This window comes from Streptomyces sp. NPDC050508, assembly GCF_040655155.1.
Lineage (GTDB): Bacteria > Actinomycetota > Actinomycetes > Streptomycetales > Streptomycetaceae > Streptomyces.
On sequence record NZ_JBFAJJ010000023.1, the window covers coordinates 59,303 to 75,826 of the forward strand.

16 protein-coding genes are annotated in these 16,524 nt (G+C 70.5%); 7 read left to right on the forward strand and 9 right to left on the reverse strand.

The genetic code is table 11. From position 1 onward, the window contains the following. Window positions 1-17 precede the first annotated feature (17 nt). From AB0I69_RS42085 to AB0I69_RS42100, 4 genes are all read left to right on the forward strand, one after another. The gene (locus AB0I69_RS42085) at window positions 18-1,241 is read left to right on the forward strand and encodes a low temperature requirement protein A (RefSeq protein WP_363101082.1); all 1,224 of its coding nucleotides are present in this window, start codon (window positions 18-20) and stop codon (window positions 1,239-1,241) included. A 128-nt stretch (window positions 1,242-1,369) separates the two neighbouring features. Then, window positions 1,370-2,398 (forward strand): P1 family peptidase, encoded by a 1,029-nt coding sequence (locus AB0I69_RS42090; protein WP_363101083.1) that lies wholly within the window; start codon window positions 1,370-1,372, stop codon window positions 2,396-2,398. A 208-nt stretch (window positions 2,399-2,606) separates the two neighbouring features. Continuing rightward, window positions 2,607-3,833, forward strand: coding sequence for an Ig-like domain-containing protein (locus AB0I69_RS42095; RefSeq protein WP_363101084.1), 1,227 nt, complete (start codon window positions 2,607-2,609; stop codon window positions 3,831-3,833). Window positions 3,834-3,990: 157 nt separating this feature from the next. Then, window positions 3,991-4,737, forward strand: a complete 747-nt coding sequence (locus AB0I69_RS42100) for a DUF6227 family protein (RefSeq protein ID WP_363101085.1) — start codon at window positions 3,991-3,993, stop codon at window positions 4,735-4,737. 22 nt (window positions 4,738-4,759) lie between these two features. Here the strand turns inward: AB0I69_RS42100 and AB0I69_RS42105 are convergent, their stop codons facing one another. The 6 genes from AB0I69_RS42105 to AB0I69_RS42130 form a co-directional block, all read right to left on the reverse strand. Then, window positions 4,760-5,014, reverse strand: coding sequence for a hypothetical protein (locus tag AB0I69_RS42105; protein ID WP_363101086.1), 255 nt, complete (start codon window positions 5,012-5,014; stop codon window positions 4,760-4,762). Between the two features lie 93 nt (window positions 5,015-5,107). Continuing rightward, the gene (locus tag AB0I69_RS42110; RefSeq protein ID WP_363101087.1) at window positions 5,108-7,141 is read right to left on the reverse strand and encodes a fructose-specific PTS transporter subunit EIIC; all 2,034 of its coding nucleotides are present in this window, start codon (window positions 7,139-7,141) and stop codon (window positions 5,108-5,110) included. A gap of 265 nt (window positions 7,142-7,406) precedes the next feature. After that, window positions 7,407-8,354 carry a 1-phosphofructokinase gene (gene pfkB, locus AB0I69_RS42115; protein WP_363101088.1) on the reverse strand — a complete coding sequence of 316 codons (948 nt, stop codon included), beginning with the start codon at window positions 8,352-8,354 and terminating at the stop codon, window positions 7,407-7,409. Next, complete coding sequence (locus tag AB0I69_RS42120; RefSeq protein WP_363101089.1) at window positions 8,351-9,112, reverse strand: DeoR/GlpR family DNA-binding transcription regulator; 762 nt, start codon at window positions 9,110-9,112, stop codon at window positions 8,351-8,353. The genes pfkB and AB0I69_RS42120 overlap by 4 nt, the downstream gene beginning before the upstream one ends. 152 nt (window positions 9,113-9,264) lie before the next feature. Continuing rightward, window positions 9,265-9,396: a hypothetical protein gene (locus AB0I69_RS42125; protein ID WP_363101090.1), complete on the reverse strand. Its 132-nt coding sequence runs from the start codon at window positions 9,394-9,396 to the stop codon at window positions 9,265-9,267. After that, complete coding sequence (locus AB0I69_RS42130; RefSeq protein ID WP_363101091.1) at window positions 9,393-10,973, reverse strand: MFS transporter; 1,581 nt, start codon at window positions 10,971-10,973, stop codon at window positions 9,393-9,395. Before AB0I69_RS42130 ends, AB0I69_RS42125 begins: the two co-directional genes overlap by 4 nt. A gap of 62 nt (window positions 10,974-11,035) precedes the next feature. Between AB0I69_RS42130 and AB0I69_RS42135 the strand changes: the two genes are divergently transcribed. Continuing rightward, window positions 11,036-12,004 (forward strand): YafY family protein, encoded by a 969-nt coding sequence (locus AB0I69_RS42135; protein ID WP_363101092.1) that lies wholly within the window; start codon window positions 11,036-11,038, stop codon window positions 12,002-12,004. A gap of 43 nt (window positions 12,005-12,047) precedes the next feature. Here AB0I69_RS42135 and AB0I69_RS42140 read toward each other — a convergent pair whose 3' ends face one another. Continuing rightward, a complete protein-coding gene (locus AB0I69_RS42140; RefSeq protein ID WP_363101152.1) occupies window positions 12,048-12,683 on the reverse strand; it encodes a TetR family transcriptional regulator in 636 nt (211 codons plus the stop codon). A gap of 598 nt (window positions 12,684-13,281) precedes the next feature. After that, a complete protein-coding gene (locus AB0I69_RS42145; protein WP_363101093.1) occupies window positions 13,282-14,280 on the reverse strand; it encodes a sigma-70 family RNA polymerase sigma factor in 999 nt (332 codons plus the stop codon). A 193-nt stretch (window positions 14,281-14,473) separates the two neighbouring features. Between AB0I69_RS42145 and AB0I69_RS42150 the strand changes: the two genes are divergently transcribed. Continuing rightward, window positions 14,474-15,004: an N-acetyltransferase family protein gene (locus tag AB0I69_RS42150; RefSeq protein WP_363101094.1), complete on the forward strand. Its 531-nt coding sequence runs from the start codon at window positions 14,474-14,476 to the stop codon at window positions 15,002-15,004. Between the two features lie 21 nt (window positions 15,005-15,025). On the opposite strand, the gene AB0I69_RS42155 is transcribed toward AB0I69_RS42150, so the two are convergent. Beyond that, entirely contained in the window at window positions 15,026-15,829 is an 804-nt protein-coding gene (locus AB0I69_RS42155; RefSeq protein WP_363101095.1) for a class III extradiol ring-cleavage dioxygenase, read from the reverse strand. 97 nt (window positions 15,830-15,926) lie between these two features. Between AB0I69_RS42155 and AB0I69_RS42160 the strand changes: the two genes are divergently transcribed. After that, window positions 15,927-16,454 (forward strand): MarR family transcriptional regulator, encoded by a 528-nt coding sequence (locus AB0I69_RS42160; protein ID WP_363101096.1) that lies wholly within the window; start codon window positions 15,927-15,929, stop codon window positions 16,452-16,454. Window positions 16,455-16,524: the final 70 nt, after the last annotated feature.

The window sequence follows — 16,524 nt, forward strand, 5'->3', positions numbered from 1 at the left end:
CTGCTGTGCTTGGCCCCATGACGTCCGAGACTCACAGACCCCCGCGCCCCCTTCGGCCCCTGCGCCCGCTCATCGCCCGAGGCCGCGACGAACCGCATCGGGTCGCCTCGCCGCTGGAGCTGTTCTTCGACCTGTGTTTCGTCGTGGCCATCGCGCAGGTGGGCGTCCAGCTGGCGCACGCCGTCGCGGAGGGGCATACGGGCCAGGGCGTCCTGAACTACGCGATGCAGTTCTTCTCGATCTGGTGGGCCTGGATGAACTTCTCCTGGTTCGCCTCGGCCTACGACAACGACGATGTGCTGTACCGGGTCGTCACCCTGGTGCAGATCGCCGGCGTCCTGGTCCTCGCGGCCGGGGTCTCGCGGGCCTTCCAGCAGCACGACTACCTGGTCGTATGGCTCGGCTACGTGATCATGCGGCTGGCGATGGCCGCGCAGTGGCTGCGGGCCGCCAAGGACGCGGACGGCCCGGAGCGGACGATGGCATTGCGGTACGCGGGCGGCGTGCTTCTCTGCATGGTCGGCTGGACCGGCCTGGTGGTCCTGCCGGAACCGGCCCGCGGCTGGGTGTTCCTCGTGATGGTGATCGCCGAGCTGAGCGTGCCGCGCTACGCGGAGAAAGACTTCCCTACGCCGTGGCATCCGCACCACATCTCGGAACGGTACGGGCTGTTCACGATCATCGTGTTGGGCGAGACGATCGCGGCGGCCACGGTCGCCGTGAAGTCGGGGGTGGACGAGCACGCCGCGCTGGGCGAGTTGCTGCCCATCGCCGCGGGCGGACTGCTGATCGTGTTCGCCGCCTGGTGGATCTACTTCGTGGTGCCGATCCACGGGCACCTTCGGTCCAACCAGCAGGCGTTCCTGTGGGGTTACGGCCACTACCTGATCTTCGCCTCGGCGGCCACGATCGGCGCGGGCCTGGAGGTGGCGGTCACACAGGCGGTCGGCAAGGCCCACATCTCCACACTCGCCGCCTCCGCCGCGGTGACCCTACCGACGGCGCTGTACCTGCTCAGCGTCTGGGCGCTGCACGCCCGCCACTACAAGGTGGGCATCACCCAGCAACTGGTGCTCCCCGTGGCGGCGTTGCTGGTGATCTGCTGCACCTTCCTGGGCCGCTGGGCGGTGCTCGCGGCGGGCCTGGTGTCGGCGCTGACGGTGGCGGTCGGCGTGACGCTTACGGCACGCATGGCTGCCGCCGGGGAGGACAGGGCCGAGGCGACACGGCTGGTGAGCTGAGCGCCGGCAACGCCCAGTTGGCCAGTGCCGAAACAGTCGCCCAAGCTGGGCCGACCATCGCCGGATCAGTGGCGCGCGCCGCGTCGGCCGTCCCCGGATCGGCCGCGCGTTGGGCAAGACTGAGCCCCATGACAGTTGACGCATTGACGGACGTGGCCGGGGTGCGGGTGGGGCATGCGACGCGTTCGGGCGGCGGGTGGCTCACCGGTACCACCGTCGTGCTCGCGCCGGAGGGCGGGGCGGTGGCCGCCGTGGATGTGCGCGGCGGCGGGCCCGGCACCAAGGAGACCGACGCGCTCGATCCGCGCAACCTGGTGCAGCGGGTCGACGCGATCGTGCTGACCGGCGGCAGCGCGTACGGGCTGGACGCCGCGTCCGGGGTGATGGCCTGGCTGGAGGAGCAGGGCCGCGGAGTGCGCGTCGGCGTCGATCCGCTGCATGTTGTCCCTGTAGTACCCGCGGCCTGTGTCTTCGACCTGGGGCGGGGCGGGGACTTCCGGGCCAGGCCGGACGCGGCCACCGGGCGGGCCGCGGTCGAGGCCGCCGCGATCAGCGGGCCCGGGGTGCGGGTGCGCGAGGGATGCGTGGGCGCCGGTACGGGAGCCGTGGTCGGGCCGCTGAAGGGCGGAATCGGAACAGCGAGCACCGTGCTGGAGTCGGGGATCACGGTGGCCGCGCTGGTGGTGGCCAACGCGGCGGGGTCGGTGACGGACCCCGAAACGGGTGTCCTGTACGGGGAGTTGTTCCAGGGACGCGCGCAGTATCCCGAGCAGCGCGTCCACGAGGCGGCCTGCCTGCGCCTCGCCGAGGCCGCCGCGAAGAACACGCCTCCCCCGCTGAACACCACCCTCGTGGTGGTCGCCACGGACGCCGACCTCACCAAGGCACAGGCGCAGAAGCTGGCCGGCACGGCACACGACGGCATCGCACGCGCCGTACGTCCGGTGCACCTGCTGAACGACGGGGACACGGTGTTCACGCTCGCCACCGGGGCCCGCCCGCTCGACGCCGAGAACCCCCTCGCCCTCAACGCCGTCCTCGCGGCAGGCGCGGACGTCGTGACCCGCGCGATCGTGCGCGCGGTACGCGCCGCGGAGCCGGTGGACGGTCCGGGCGGGACGTGGCCGTCGTACGAGGAGTTGTACGGGAGACGGTAGGCACCCTCTGGAACGGGGGCCATTCCTGACCAGAGACGCCGGCGCACCCCTCCACCCTGGCCCGGAACGCAGCCCACCCCCGCATATGTCCCGGTTCTGTCACCGGACGGCGTCCATGGGGAACGCGGGGAACCCGCGCAGGGCCGAGGCCCCTCTTTGTCCACGCATCACAGCGGATCACGCACACCACACGAACCTGGAGCAGCCCGTGACAACGCCGGACATAGCAGCGCGGCGCGTACTGGGGGCCATCGCCGCCCTGGTGGTCGGCACCCTCACCCTCAGCGCGTGCGGCGGCAACGCCAGCGCGGATGCCAACACCGACAACAAGGGCGGCAGCAACACGACCGCCAAGACGTCCACCGCGAAGATCACCATCTCCGCCAAGGACGGCTCGACGAACGCGTCCATCAACGCGACCGGCGTGCAGGTCAGCGACGGCAAGCTGACCGACGTGAAGATGACGGTCGCCGGGTCGGGGCAGGCCGTGGACGGCGCGATATCCGCCGACGGGGGCAACTGGAAGCCGAAGGAGCAGCTGGAGCGCGGGACCAAGTACCAGATATCGGCCACCGCCAAGGACTCCAGCGGCAAGACCGCCGCCGCCAACTCCATCTTCACGACGGTGACTTCGAGCAACAGCTTCATCGGGACGTACACCCCGGACAACGGGACGACGGTCGGCGTGGGGATGCCGGTGTCGTTCAACTTCGACAAGGTGATCAGCGACAAGAAGGCCGTCCAGTCGCACATCACGGTCACGTCCAGCAGCGGGCAGCAGGTCGTGGGGCACTGGTTCGGCGCGCAGCGGCTCGACTTCCGGCCCCAGGACTACTGGAAGGCCGGTTCCAAGGTCACGATGAAGATCGACCTGGACGGCGTGCAGGGCGCGAACGGCGTCTACGGCGTGCAGAAGAAGACCGTGACGTTCACCATCGGCCGGTCGCAGGTGTCCACTGTCGACGTCAACACGCAGACCATGACGGTCGTACGGGACGGACAGACCTTCAAGTCGCTGCCGATCTCCTCGGGCAGCCCGGAACACACCACGTACAACGGCCAGATGGTGATCTCGGAGAAGTTCACGCAGACGCGGATGAACAGCCAGACGGTCGGCCTGGGCGGCGAGTACGACATCCCGGACGTGCCGCACGCGATGCGGCTGACCACGTCGGGGACGTTCATCCACGGCAACTACTGGTACAGCAAGTCCAACCCGCCCTTCGGTCAGACGGGCACCAGCCACGGCTGTGTCGGGCTCGCGGACGTACAGGGCGCGCAGGGCGCGACGAACGCCAAGTGGTTCTACGACAATTCGCTCATCGGGGACGTCGTGATCGTGAAGAACTCCCCCGACAAGACGGTCGCCCCGGACAACGGGCTCAACGGCTGGAACCTCGGGTGGAGCGAGTGGACCGCCGGAAGTGCCGCCTGACCGGCGGGTTTTGACGGAACTTCGGGCCGCGCGGGAACATCTTGCGCGGCCCGCGCGTTTTCCGGGCATACGTTTTCTCGGTTCACAGGAATGATGTCCGACCGAGGGGCTACGGTATGCACCCACAAGGTGACATGCAGCAACGCCGGGAGAAGCCTTGAGCGTTCCGTACGACACGGCAGCGTACGAACAACCCGAGTCGCCCGAGTCTCCGGAGGAGCACCTCGCGCGACTCCTCGGCCGTGCCCTGAACTCCTTCGAGCTGCCGGACGAGACGATACGGCGTCTCGACTGCGCGCTGGCGCACGACAGTTCGCTGCACTCCGCGCACCACAGCGCGGGCCTGCACCGGGAGACGTACCGGCACACGTGGCTGCTCGCCGACGGCTCGGCGCTCACCCTCTGGGAGCTCGTCCACAACACCGTGCTGGGCCGTGACACCCAGCACGAGGTGTACGTCGACGAGGACGAGTTGCGCACCGCGACCGCGCGTCTGCCGCTGCCGCCGGACACCCCGGACTTCGAACTCCCGGTGATGGTGCACCTGTCGCCGGTCCCGGAGCCCCGGCACGCGTATCTGTCGGACGACTCCGCGGACCACGCGCGCCGCTTATTGCGCCGGGCGGAGAACAGCGACCGGCCGGACGCGGAGACGACCGCGCTGCTGGAGACGGCGTTCGCGCACCAGATCACGCAGGCCTTCGGCCGCCCGTTCCGAGCGGGCCGTGCCGCGTTGTGCTTCTCGCTCTACGAGCACGCGTTCCTGCTGCACGACGGCGCGGAGATCTCCCTGTGGGAGGTCGAGCACACGGCGACACCGGACGGCCGTCACATGTGTGAGGTGTACGTCAGCGAGGACGCGGCCCGGGATGCGATGGAGCGCCGCGCGGCGCAGGTCTTCTGAGGCCTGAACCCCAAGACCCGCCTCAGCGCCCGTCGCTGAGCTGTCGTACCAGACCCGCGAAGGCGTCCCTCTCCGCCGGGGTCAGTTCGACGGACTCCAGGTGAGGGGCGGTGTCACGCTGGTACGGGAGGCCGTACATCGGGTGGGCCGCGTGCCACACGGTGGGCTCGGCGAGGGAGCGGCGCAGGATCCGCGTCAGGCCGAACACCCAGGCGACGCTCGCCAGGGCGAGGACGGCCACACCGGTCAGCTGGAGGATCGTGACGTGCTCAGGCATGCGTTCCAGTAGACACCACGGTCCGGGACCGTGGTCCCGGACCGTGACGTATCTCGCAGTTGCCGTGAACAACTCACGGCGGCCCAAAAGAGGCTAGGCGGCGACGGGCTGCTTCGCGTCCGCCGTCGGCGCGGATATGTCCTCCGGCGCCCCGGGGGCCGTAGTGCCGGCGGCCAGCTTGCGCATTCCCTTCAGTACGACGACCAGGGTGGTGGTGACGCACATGCCGACCGCGATGGCGATCAGGTAGAGGAACGGGTTGCCGATCAGCGGGACCACGAAGATGCCGCCGTGCGGGGCGCGCAGGGTCGCGCCGAAGGCCATCGACAGGGCGCCGGTGATCGCGCCGCCCACCATCGAGGACGGGATGACGCGCAGCGGGTCGGCCGCCGCGAACGGGATCGCGCCCTCGGAGATGAAGGAGGCGCCCAGGACCCAGGCGGCCTTGCCGTTCTCGCGCTCGGTCTCGGTGAAGAGCTTGCCGCGCACGGTCGTGGCCAGGGCCATCGCCAGCGGCGGGACCATACCGGCCGCCATGACCGCCGCCATGATCTTCATCGCGGAGTCACTGGGGCTCGCGACCGCGATACCGGCGGTGGCGAAGGTGTACGCGACCTTGTTGACCGGGCCGCCGAGGTCGAAGCACATCATCAGGCCGAGCAGGGCGCCCAGCAGGATGGCGTTCGAGCCGCTGAGGCCGTTGAGCCAGTCGGTCATGCCCTTCTGCGCGGAGGCGATCGGTTTGCCGATGACCACGAACATCAGGAACCCGACGATCGCCGAGGAGATCAGGGGGATCACCACCACGGGCATGATCCCGCGAACCGCCTTGGGGATCTTCACCTTCTGGATCGCCAGCACCACACCACCGGCGAGCAGACCGGCGGCCAGGCCGCCGAGGAAGCCCGCGTTGATGGTGGAGGCGATCATGCCGCCGACGAAGCCGGGCACCAGACCGGGCCGGTCCGCCATGCCGTAGGCGATGTAGCCGGCAAGGACCGGGACCAGGAAGCCGAAGGCGACGGCGCCGATCTGGAACATCAGCGCGGCCCAGCTGTCGGTCTGCGTCCACACGAAGTGCTGCATGACCGAGGGCGCGGACTTGATCTCGTAGCCGCCGATCGCGAAGCCGAGGGCGATCAGCAGACCGCCGGCCGCGACGAACGGGACCATGTAACTGACGCCGGACATCAGCCACTTGCGGAGCATGGAGCCGTAGCCCTCGCCCGCGTCACCACCGCGCTCGACGGGGGTGGCGGCGCCCGAACCGGCTGTCACCTCGCCGCGCTCCGCCTTGCCGCGGACCTCGGTGATCAGCTCGGCGGGGCGGTTGATGCCCGCCTTCACGCCGACGTCGACGGTCGGCTTGCCGGCGAAGCGGTCCTTGTCCCGTACGGGCACGTCGTGCGCGAAGATCACGGCGTCCGCCGCCGCGATCACCGCCGGGTCGAGCCGGGTGAAACCGGCCGAGCCCTGCGTCTCCACGACGAGGTCGACACCGGCCTCGCGGCCCGCGTTCTCCAGCGACTCGGCCGCCATGTAGGTGTGCGCGATGCCGGTCGGGCAGGAGGTGACGGCGACGATACGGAACGGCTGCGCGTCACCGTCGTCCGCCGCGGTACTGCCCGCCGCGGCGCCGGCGGAGGCCGCCACCGGCGTCGCGGCGGAGTCTGTGCCGCCCTCGGGCTCGTCGCCGCGGATCAGCGCCGCCGCGCTCTCCGCGTCGCCCACCGACCGCAGTGCGGACGTGAACTCGGCGTTCATCAGCTGCCGGGCCAGTGCGGAGAGGATCGTCAGATGCGCGTCGTCGGCGCCGGCCGGAGCGGCGATCAGGAAGATCAGGTCGGCGGGGCCGTCGGGGGCGCCGAAGTCGACACCCTCGGCGCTGCGCCCGAAGGCGAGCGACGGCTCGGTGACGTACTCGCTGCGGCAGTGCGGGATGCCGATGCCGCCGTCCAGGCCGGTCGGCATCTGCGCCTCGCGGGCGGCCACGTCGGCGAGGAAGCCGTCGAGGTCGGTGACCCGGCCCTGGGCGACCATGCGCTCGGCGAGGGCACGTGCCGCCGCCTCTTTGGTATCGGCGGACAGGTCGAGGTCGACCAGGTCCGCGGTGATCATCTCGCTCATCGCGGGCTCCTTCGCACGCGTATCGCCCGGGTGGTGCCGTGGGCGGGGGTGGGGACGGGGGTGAAGCGGGATATTTCGCAGGGACTGCAGGTGGTGGAGCTGGTGGAGGTGATGAAGGTGGTGGAGGCGAGGCCGGGGAAACCTCGCCCCCACCGGGCGACAGGGCGGCTCGGGATGCCCCGCCTCCCTTCGGCCGCGGCGGTTAACGGGCAGTTCCGCCGCTTCATGGCCGGTTCCGGGGGCGCCTTGGAGGCCGTGGAAACGTTCATGCCACCGGCTCCGTCAGTACGAGGTCCACCGGGACGTCGGCCGTGACGGTCACCGCGGCCGGGTCGAGGTCGGCCGGGGTGGGCATCACGCTGCCGGGCAGCTGGACGGCCGCCGCGCCGTGGGCGACCGCCGAGGCGAGCGCCTCCGGGCCGCTGCCGCCGGCGATCAGGAAGCCGGCCAGCGAGGAGTCCCCCGCGCCGACATTGCTGCGTACGACGTCGACGCGCGCCCTGCCGTACCAGGCACCGGAGCCGTCCACCAGCAGTTGCCCGTCGGCGCCCAGACTGGCGAGCACCGCGCCGGCGCCCAACTCCCGTAGTTCTTCCGCTGCTTTGACCGCGTCGCCGACGGTCGCGAGGGGGCGGGAGACGGCCTCCGCGAGTTCCTCGGCGTTGGGCTTCACCACGTCCGGGCGTTCGCGCAGGGCCTCGATGAGCGCGGGGCCGGAGGTGTCCAGTGCGATGCGGACGCCGGCAGCATGCGCGCGGGCGACCAACTCGGCGTACCAGGACGGCGCGAGGCCGCGCGGCAGGCTGCCGCAGCAGGCGATCCAGTCGGCGTCACGGGACTGCTGCCGCACGGTCTCCAGGAGCAACTCCTGTTCGGCGGCGGTCAGTTCGGGACCGGGTGCGTTGATCTTCGTCAGGACGCCGTCCGCCTCGGCGAGGGCGATGTTCGAGCGGGTGGCCCCGGCGACCGGGACCGGCGCGACCTCGATGCCCTGCGCGTCGAGGAGGCTGGCGACCAGCGCGCCCGGAGCGCCGCCCAAGGGCAGGACGGCAACGGTACGACGGCCCGCGGCGGCGACCGCTCGGGAGACGTTGACGCCCTTGCCGCCCGGGTCCATGCGTTCGCCGGTGGCCCGTATGACCTCGCCGCGGTCGAGGGAGGGGACCTCGTAAGTGCGGTCGAGGGACGGGTTCGGGGTGACCGTGAGGATCATGCGCGCACTACTTCCATGCCGCCGCGCTCCATGGCGGTGGCGTCTTCTGGGCTCAGCCCGCTGTCGGTGATCAGGAGGTCCACATCGCTCAGGGCGCCGAAGCGGGCGAAGTGTTCCTGGCCGTGCTTGGCGGAGTCGGCCAGCAGCACCACCCGGCGAGCGGCGGTCATCGCCGCGCGCTTCACCGCGGCCTCGGCGAGGTCGGGCGTGGTCAGCCCGTGCTCGGCGGAGAAGCCGTTGGCCGCCACGAACACGACGTCGGCGCGGATCTCGCCGTACGCCCGCAGCGCCCAGGCGTCGACGGCGGCGCGCGTACGGTGCCGCACGCGCCCCCCGACGAGGTGGAGCTGCATGCCCGGGTGGTCCGCGAGGCGGGCCGCGATGGGCAGGGAGTGCGTGACGACGGTCAGCTCGGCCTCCAGCGGGATGATGCCCGCGAGGCGGGCGATCGTCGTACCGGCGTCGAGGATCACCGTGCCCTGGATCGGCAGCTCGGCGAGGGCCGCCTTGGCGATGCGGTCCTTCTCGTCGGCCGCCGTCGACTCGCGCTCGGCGAGGTCCGGCTCGAAGTCGAGCCGCCCGGCCGGTATGGCCCCGCCGTGCACCCGGCGCAGCAGGCCCGCTCGGTCGAGGGTCTTCAGATCCCGGCGGATCGTCTCCGCCGTGACCTGGAACTCCTCGGCCAGCGACACCACGTCCACCCGGCCGCCGTCACGGGCCAGCCGGAGAATCTCCTGCTGCCGCTCCGGTGCGTACATGTCCGTTCGCCTCCGACCAGTGCCCGAACTTGTGGTTTCGCTCGGAGGCTACGCCCGGATTTCCGGAAAGTAAACAGGTTCGGGCATCAGGTGGACATGAACGGGCAGATGGATCTTTTTGGGGAGGGTGGCTTGTGGTGTGCGGTGTGCGGTCAGCTGTGGCGCAGGTCCTTCACCTCCCCGTGACCACCGGCGTACGCCATCATCCGGCGCTTCGCGTCGAGCGCCCCGCCCCCGTACTGCTTTAGGGCGGGGCGCTGTCGTACGTCGACGGAGGGCGTCAACTCCCGTTCAGGGCAGCCTCCTTGGCTGTCTCCTTGGCTGTCTCCTTGGCTGTCTCCTTGGCTGTCTCCTTGGCCGCATTCTCGGTCGCCACCTCGGTCACCCGCCCCGCCGCCCGCCCCGGCAGCGCGAACATCAGCAGGAAGATCACGCCCATCACCGCCGCCACCCATCCCAGCGCATGCTGAAACGCGTTCACGAACGCCGGCCCCACCTCGGCCGGCGTCAACCGGTCGCCGATCGACCCGAAGAAGACCACCGACACCAGCCCGAGCCCCAGCGCGTTGCCCATCTGCTGGACGGTGTTGATGAGGCCGGACGCGGAGCCCGCGTGTTCGCGTGGTACCTCGGAGAGGATCGTGTCGGTCAGCGGGGCGAAGATCAGGCCCATGCCGACGCCCATCACGACGAGCGGCAGTGCCATCTGCCAGGAGGCGATGGCCAGTTGGTACCGGTCCGCCTCCCAGAGGTAGAGCAGCACGCCCGCGGCCATCACCAGCGCACCGGTCTGGAGCACGTTGCGTCCGCCGAGGCGCGGCACCAGCTTCTGCACGGACAGGCCGGCCGCCACCGAGACGGCGATCGAGAACGGTACGCCGGTCAGCCCCGCCCGCAGCGGGCTCCAGCCCAGCCCGATCTGCATGTACAGCGTCCAGACGAGGAAGAAGATGCCGAGCGCGATGCCGAAGACGGTCTGCACGGCGATACCGGCCGCGAAGCTCTTCACCTCGAACAGGGACAGTTCGACGAGCGGGGAACCGTCCTGCGCGGCCTTCCGCTTCTCGTACGCCACCAGCCCGACGAAGACACCGATCGATCCGGACATCGACACGAACCCCCAGGCGGGCCAGCCCAGTTCGTCACCTCGGGTGAGCGGGTAGAGCAGCATCAGCAGGCCGAGCGTGACCAGGGCGACGCCCACCAGGTCCAGTTTCAGGGCGCGCGGGGCCTTCGACTCGGTGATGAAGCGGCTGCCGAGGATCAGGCCCGCGATGCCGACGGGCAGGTTGATGAGGAAGATCGGGCGCCATTCGAGACCGAACAGGTTCCACTCCGTCAGCAGGGCGCCGAGCAGCGGTCCGGAGACGGCCCCGAGCCCCACGATCGCGCCGAACAGGCCGAACACCTTGCCCCGCTCGTGCGCCGGGAAGGTCGCGTGCACGATGGAGAGGACCTGCGGCACCATCATGGCCGCCATCCCGCCCTGCAGGATGCGCGAGGCGACCAGCATCTCCGGGTTCGCGGCGAAGCCGCACAGCGCCGACGCGAGCGTGAAGCCGCCGATCCCGACGAGGAACAGCCGCTTGCGGCCGTGGATGTCGCCGAGCCGCCCGCCGGTGATGAGTCCGGCGGCGAAGGCGAGCGCGTAACCGGCCGTTATCCACTGGATCTGGCTGAAGGATGCGCCCGCGTCCCGCTGGATCGACGGGATCGCGACGTTGACGATCGTGACGTCGACGAGGTCCATGAAGGCCGCGGTCATCACGATCGCGAGGGCGAACCAGCGCCGCCGGTCGGCCGCGGCGGTCACGGGGACTGCGGGGGCCGGGCTGTCCACAAGGGTTTCGGTGGAGGTCATGGCTTGAAGCTACGACCCCATTAGGTCAGATCGTGTCCTAGTTCTACGGCATCCTCGAACCCATGACGACGGACACCCCGGCCCGGCTCCTCCAGCTCCTCTCCCTCCTCCAGACGCCCCGCGAGTGGCCCGGCGGCGAGCTGGCCGACCGGCTCGGGGTGTCCCGGCGTACCGTCCGGCGGGACATCGACCGGCTGCGCGAACTCGGCTACCCGGTGCAGGCGACGCTGGGGGCCGACGGCGGCTACCGGCTCGTCGCGGGCAAGGCGATGCCGCCGCTGGTGCTGGACGACGAGGAGGCGGTGGCCATCGCGGTCGGGCTGCGCGCGGGCGCCGGGCACGCGGTCGAGGGCGTGGACGAGGCGTCCGTACGGGCGTTGGCCAAGCTGGAACAGGTGCTGCCGTCGCGCCTGCGGCACCGGGTCGCCACGCTCCAGGCCGCCACGACCCCGCTGACCAGTGGCGACGGGGCGAGCATCGCGCCCGAGACGCTGACCGTGATGGCCTCGACGGTGGCCGGGCGGGAGCGGCTGCGGTTCGCCTACCGCGCCGGCGACGGCACCGAGTCCCGGCGCGTGACGGAGCCGTACCGGCTCGTGTCGACCGGGCGGCGCTGGTACCTCGTCGCCTACGACCTCGACCGCGAGGACTGGCGGACGTTCCGGGTCGACCGGGTGAGCCGGCCCGTCGCCACGGGAGCGCGGTTCACCCCGCGCGAGTTGCCCACGGGAAGCGCCGCGGAGTACCTGCGGCAGTCGATGTACCGGCGGCAGGAGACATACGAGTTCACCGTGACCTTCGCCGCGCCCGCCGATGTCGTCGCGGCCCGCATCCCCGCCTGGCTCGGCACACCCGAGCCCCTCGACACGCACACCTGCCGGCTGCGGGCCACGACCGGCGACGCGGTGCACTGGCTGGCCGTCCGGCTGGCCATGCTGGAGTACGAGTTCACGGTGCAGGAGCCGGAGGAACTGGTGCGGTGCGTAAGGGAGTTGGGGGAACGGCTCAGTCGGGCGGCCGGCGGCGCGTGAGCCCCATCACCCTCAGGGACACACCCCTCGCACCCCACGCACCTCACACCGCGCCCCGCGCCGCCCCCAACTCCCCCCAGGGAAAGTCCCGCAGCACCCGCAGGTTCCGCAGTGCCGACTCCGCCGGTCCGGCCACCGAGCCCGGCTGTTCCTTCCCGGACGCCCATCCCTCAACAGCCGTGCGTACGGCGGCACTTGCAACGGCGGCGGCGAAGCGCAGCTCCGGGGAGGTCAGGGAGGCCACGGACAGGGTCTGGTCGGCGAGGGTGTGGTCGCCCTTGATCATCCGTTCCACCAGCACCTCGCCCAGGGTCCGTTCCGACGCCTGGCAGACCTCCGCCCACACCCTCCGCAGGCCGGGGCTGGACTCCGCCAGGCCGATCAGGGTACGGACCCACGCCCAGGAGTTCATGGAGACGCCCACCCCGGGGGTCAGCGTGTGGCGCACCCCGTGTTCCAGGGCCTCCGGCACCGACAGTGCGGGCGGGGCCGCGCGCACCGCCTCCGCCCAGCGCTCGGCACCGGCCGCGTAGAGCGGGGCGACGGCCTCTTCCTTGGTCGCGAAGTAGCGGTAGAAGGTGCGGGGGGCGATGCCGACGGTCTGGGCGATGTCCTCGGCGCGGGTGGCCCGTAGCCCGTGTTTCGCGAAGAGTCCGGCCGCCGCCCGGGCGATCTCCATCCGGGTCTCGGCCTTGCGCCGCTCGGTCAGCGAGAGCGGTGCGGAGGGGGCAGAGGGAGAGGCGGGACGGGAATCCGGTGCTGGGGTGGGGCTGCTCACACCCGGCAGGCTATGCCTCTGTGGCACAATCTGCCATTCGGCGGGCCACCCCGGGGTTCAGGTACGGGGTGCCCCGCCATCCCAGCCTGCCCACACCCAGCGCACGGCCGCCTCCATCATCCCCGCAACGGATTCCCGTCCCGCGGACGAAAAGGAGCCGGGCCCCGGCGCCTGGGGGGACAGGCACCGAAGCCCGGCTCGGGAAAGTCCCGGCGCCGGGGGGGGGATTTGCGTCGGGACTTGGCTCAGGGGGGTCTCGGGCATGGCCGCGGACCCGAACTCCTGGGCCCTGAAGTCTTGTTCCCAGGGCCTGTCAGGTTGAAGCGGCGTTCCACGGCCATGTTTGCGCGGCCTCCCGCCACCCGGCGTACGCCGCCCGCACATACCAAAGCCGTATGCGCCCCCGCGTCCACCGGGGCACACGGGGTGCACCGAGTCCATCGGGTCGGAGGCCGGGGACTCACGTCCCCGGCAACGCTCCCGCCGCGCTCACTGCCGCCTACGCCGCCGCGTCGAAGCCGGTCTGGCTGGCCAGCTTCTTCAGTTCCAGCAGTGCGTGCTTCTCGATCTGGCGGATCCGCTCGCGCGTCAGACCGTGCTCCTTGCCGACCTCGGTGAGCGTGCGCTCCCGGCCGTCCTCCATGCCGTACCGCATCTTGATGATGGAGGCCGTGCGCTGGTCGAGGCGGCCGATCAGGTCGTCCAGTTCCTCGCTGCGCAGCAGGGTCATGACGGACTGTTCGGGAGAGACCGCGGAGGTGTCTTCGAGCAGGTCGCCGAACTGGGTGTCCCCGTCGTCGTCCACCGACATGTTCAGCGAGACCGGGTCGCGGGCCCAGTCCAGGACGTTCGTCACGCGCTCCGGGGTGGTGTCCAGCTCGGCGGCGATCTCCGCGTGCTCGGGCTCCCGCCCGTTCTTGCGGTTGAACTCGCGCTGCACCCGGCGGATCCGGCCCAGCTCCTCCACCAGGTGGACGGGCAGCCGGATGGTCCGGGACTGGTCGGCGATCGACCGGGTGATGGCCTGGCGGATCCACCAGGTCGCGTACGTCGAGAACTTGAAGCCCTTGCGGTAGTCGAACTTCTCGACCGCGCGCACCAGGCCCGCGTTGCCCTCCTGGATCAGGTCGAGGAGGGGCAGTCCGCTACGGGGGTAGCGGCGGGCCACGGCCACGACCAGACGGAGGTTGGACCGGATGAAGACGTCCTTGGCACGCTCCCCTTCGGCGACCAGGGCCTCAAGCTCGGCGCGGGTGGCGTCCGCCTGGGACTCCTCCTCGCCCTCAAGGACCTGGCGCGCGAACACGCCCGCTTCGATGGTCTGCGAAAGCTCGACTTCCTTGGCGGCGTCGAGCAGCGGTGTGCGCGCTATTTCGTCGAGATACATGCCGACCAGGTCGCGGTCGGCGATCTCGCCGCCATGGGCGCGAACACTGCGCGCCACGCCGGAGGTCTCGCCGGAGGCGGACTTACGACGGGCGACGGCACGGGTTGCCATGCGTGCTCCCTTGCGATGGTGGGTCAGCAGGTGTTCGTCAGGTGTTCCTGTGATGCTTCGGCACTCGTCTTGTGACTCTTCTCGTGTGCCCTGCATCTGATGGAAACAACGACTGGAATCCGGACAGAATTCCCAACCCGCTCCCCTATTTTTCTGATCTTGCAGTACCCTGTCCGGCCACAAGGGGGTAACGATGCTGTCGGAACATACAGAGGTGCAGGTCAGGCCGGGAGTCGAGAGTGACCTCGACGCCCTCACGGACATCTACAACCACTACGTACGCGAGACCCCGATCACCTTCGACACCGCCGTCTTCTCGCCGGAGGAGCGCCGCCCTTGGCTGCTCTCCCACCCTGAAGACGGGCCATACCGCCTGAAGGTTGCCGTGGACGGGACCTTCCAAGGGAACTCACAGCGAATCCTCGGCTACGCCACATCCAGCCCTTACCGGGACAGGCCCGCCTACTCGACCTCCGTCGCGGTCACGATCTACCTCGCCCCGGACGCGGGCGGCCGCGGCATCGGAACGCTGCTCTACAGGGCCCTGTTCGAGGCGCTGGCGGCCGAGGACGTGCACCGGGCGTACGCGGGTATCGCACAGCCCAACGAAGCGTCCACGCGGCTGCATGAACGCTTCGGCTTCCGGCATGTCGGCACCCTCCGCGAGGTGGGCCGCAAGTTCGGCCGCTACTGGGACGTCGCCTGGTACGAGAAGGAGTTGTAGCTCCGCGAACAGCGGAGAGCCTCAGCCGAACTGCACCGAGCGCTTCGCCATCCCCATCCAGAACCCGTCGATCACGGAGGGGTTCAGGGCCTCGGGAGTGTCCAGCTCGCCGCCCGCGTCCGCCGCGCCCAGGGTGACGAACAGCGGGGCGAAGTGCTCGGTGCGCGGGTGGGCGTAGCGCCCGGCCGGGGCCTTGTGGAGGAAGTCCAGCAGGCCGTCCCAGTCGCGGGACTCCAGCGCCTGCCTGCCCCAGTCGTCGAACTCGGAGGACCAGGTGGGCACTCCCCCGCCGGTGTGGCGCAGTGCGGCCAGGTTGTGGGTGAAGAAGCCGGAGCCGACGATCAGTACGCCCTCGTCGCGCAGCGGGGCGAGCTTGCGGCCGATGTCCATCAGCTTGGCCGGGTCGAGGGTCGGCATGGAGACCTGGAGGACCGGGACGTCGGCGGCCGGGAACATCTCGACGAGCGGAACGTACGCCCCGTGGTCGAGGCCGCGGTCCGGGACGTCCTGCACGGGGATGCCCGGGGCGCGCAGCAACTTCCGTACGGACTCGGCGAGTTCGGGGGCGCCCGGGGCGTCGTAGCGGACCTGGTAGTAGTGCTCGGGGAAGCCCCAGAAGTCGTAGACCAGGGGGACGGGGTCGACCGCGCCGAGGGCGAGGGGGGCCTCCTCCCAGTGGGCGGAGACCATGAGGATCGCCTTGGGGCGGGGGAGGTCGGCGGACCAGGCGGCGAGCTCGCCGGGCCAGATCGGGTCGTCCGCGAGGGGCGGGGCGCCGTGGCTGAGGTAGAGGGCGGGCATGCGCTCCGGTGCGGCGGTGGACATGACGGTCACTCCCCATGCTTGAACTCTCAAATTCCCTGTGAAGAGCTTACGCCTCACTTGTTTAACCTTCAAGGAGAGCTCTCGTACAGTGGAACGCATGAACACGGCACCCGCGCCCGCTGACGAAGCGGCACCCGCTGACGAAGCCCGCTGGCTCACCATCGAGGAACAGCGCGTCTGGCGCTTCTACATGCACGCCAGCACCCTGCTGGAGGACCACCTCGACCGCCAGCTCCAGCGCGACGCGGGCATGCCGCACATCTACTACGGCCTTCTCGTCCAGCTCGCCGAGGCCCCGCGCCGCCGGCTGCGGATGACCGAGCTGGCCATGAACGCGAAGATCACCCGCTCCCGTCTCTCGCACGCGATCGCGCGGCTGGAGAAGAACGGGTGGGTGCGCCGCGAGGACTGCCCCTCCGACAAGCGCGGCCAGTTCGCGGTGCTGACCGACGAGGGCTACGGCGTGCTCAGCCGGACCGCGCCGGGCCATGTGGCCGCCGTACGGCAGGCGTTGTTCGAGCGGCTGAGCCCGGAACAGCAGAAGTCCCTCGGCGAGATCATGGAGATCGTCGCCGAGGGACTTCAGCCGAACGAAGCGGGTGCGGACCTGCCCTGGCTCCGCTGAGCCGCTCAACTCAGGCGAGAACCAGGGCAGTTCCTGGGAGTCGTACGTACGGGGCGTCCCCTTCCCCGTA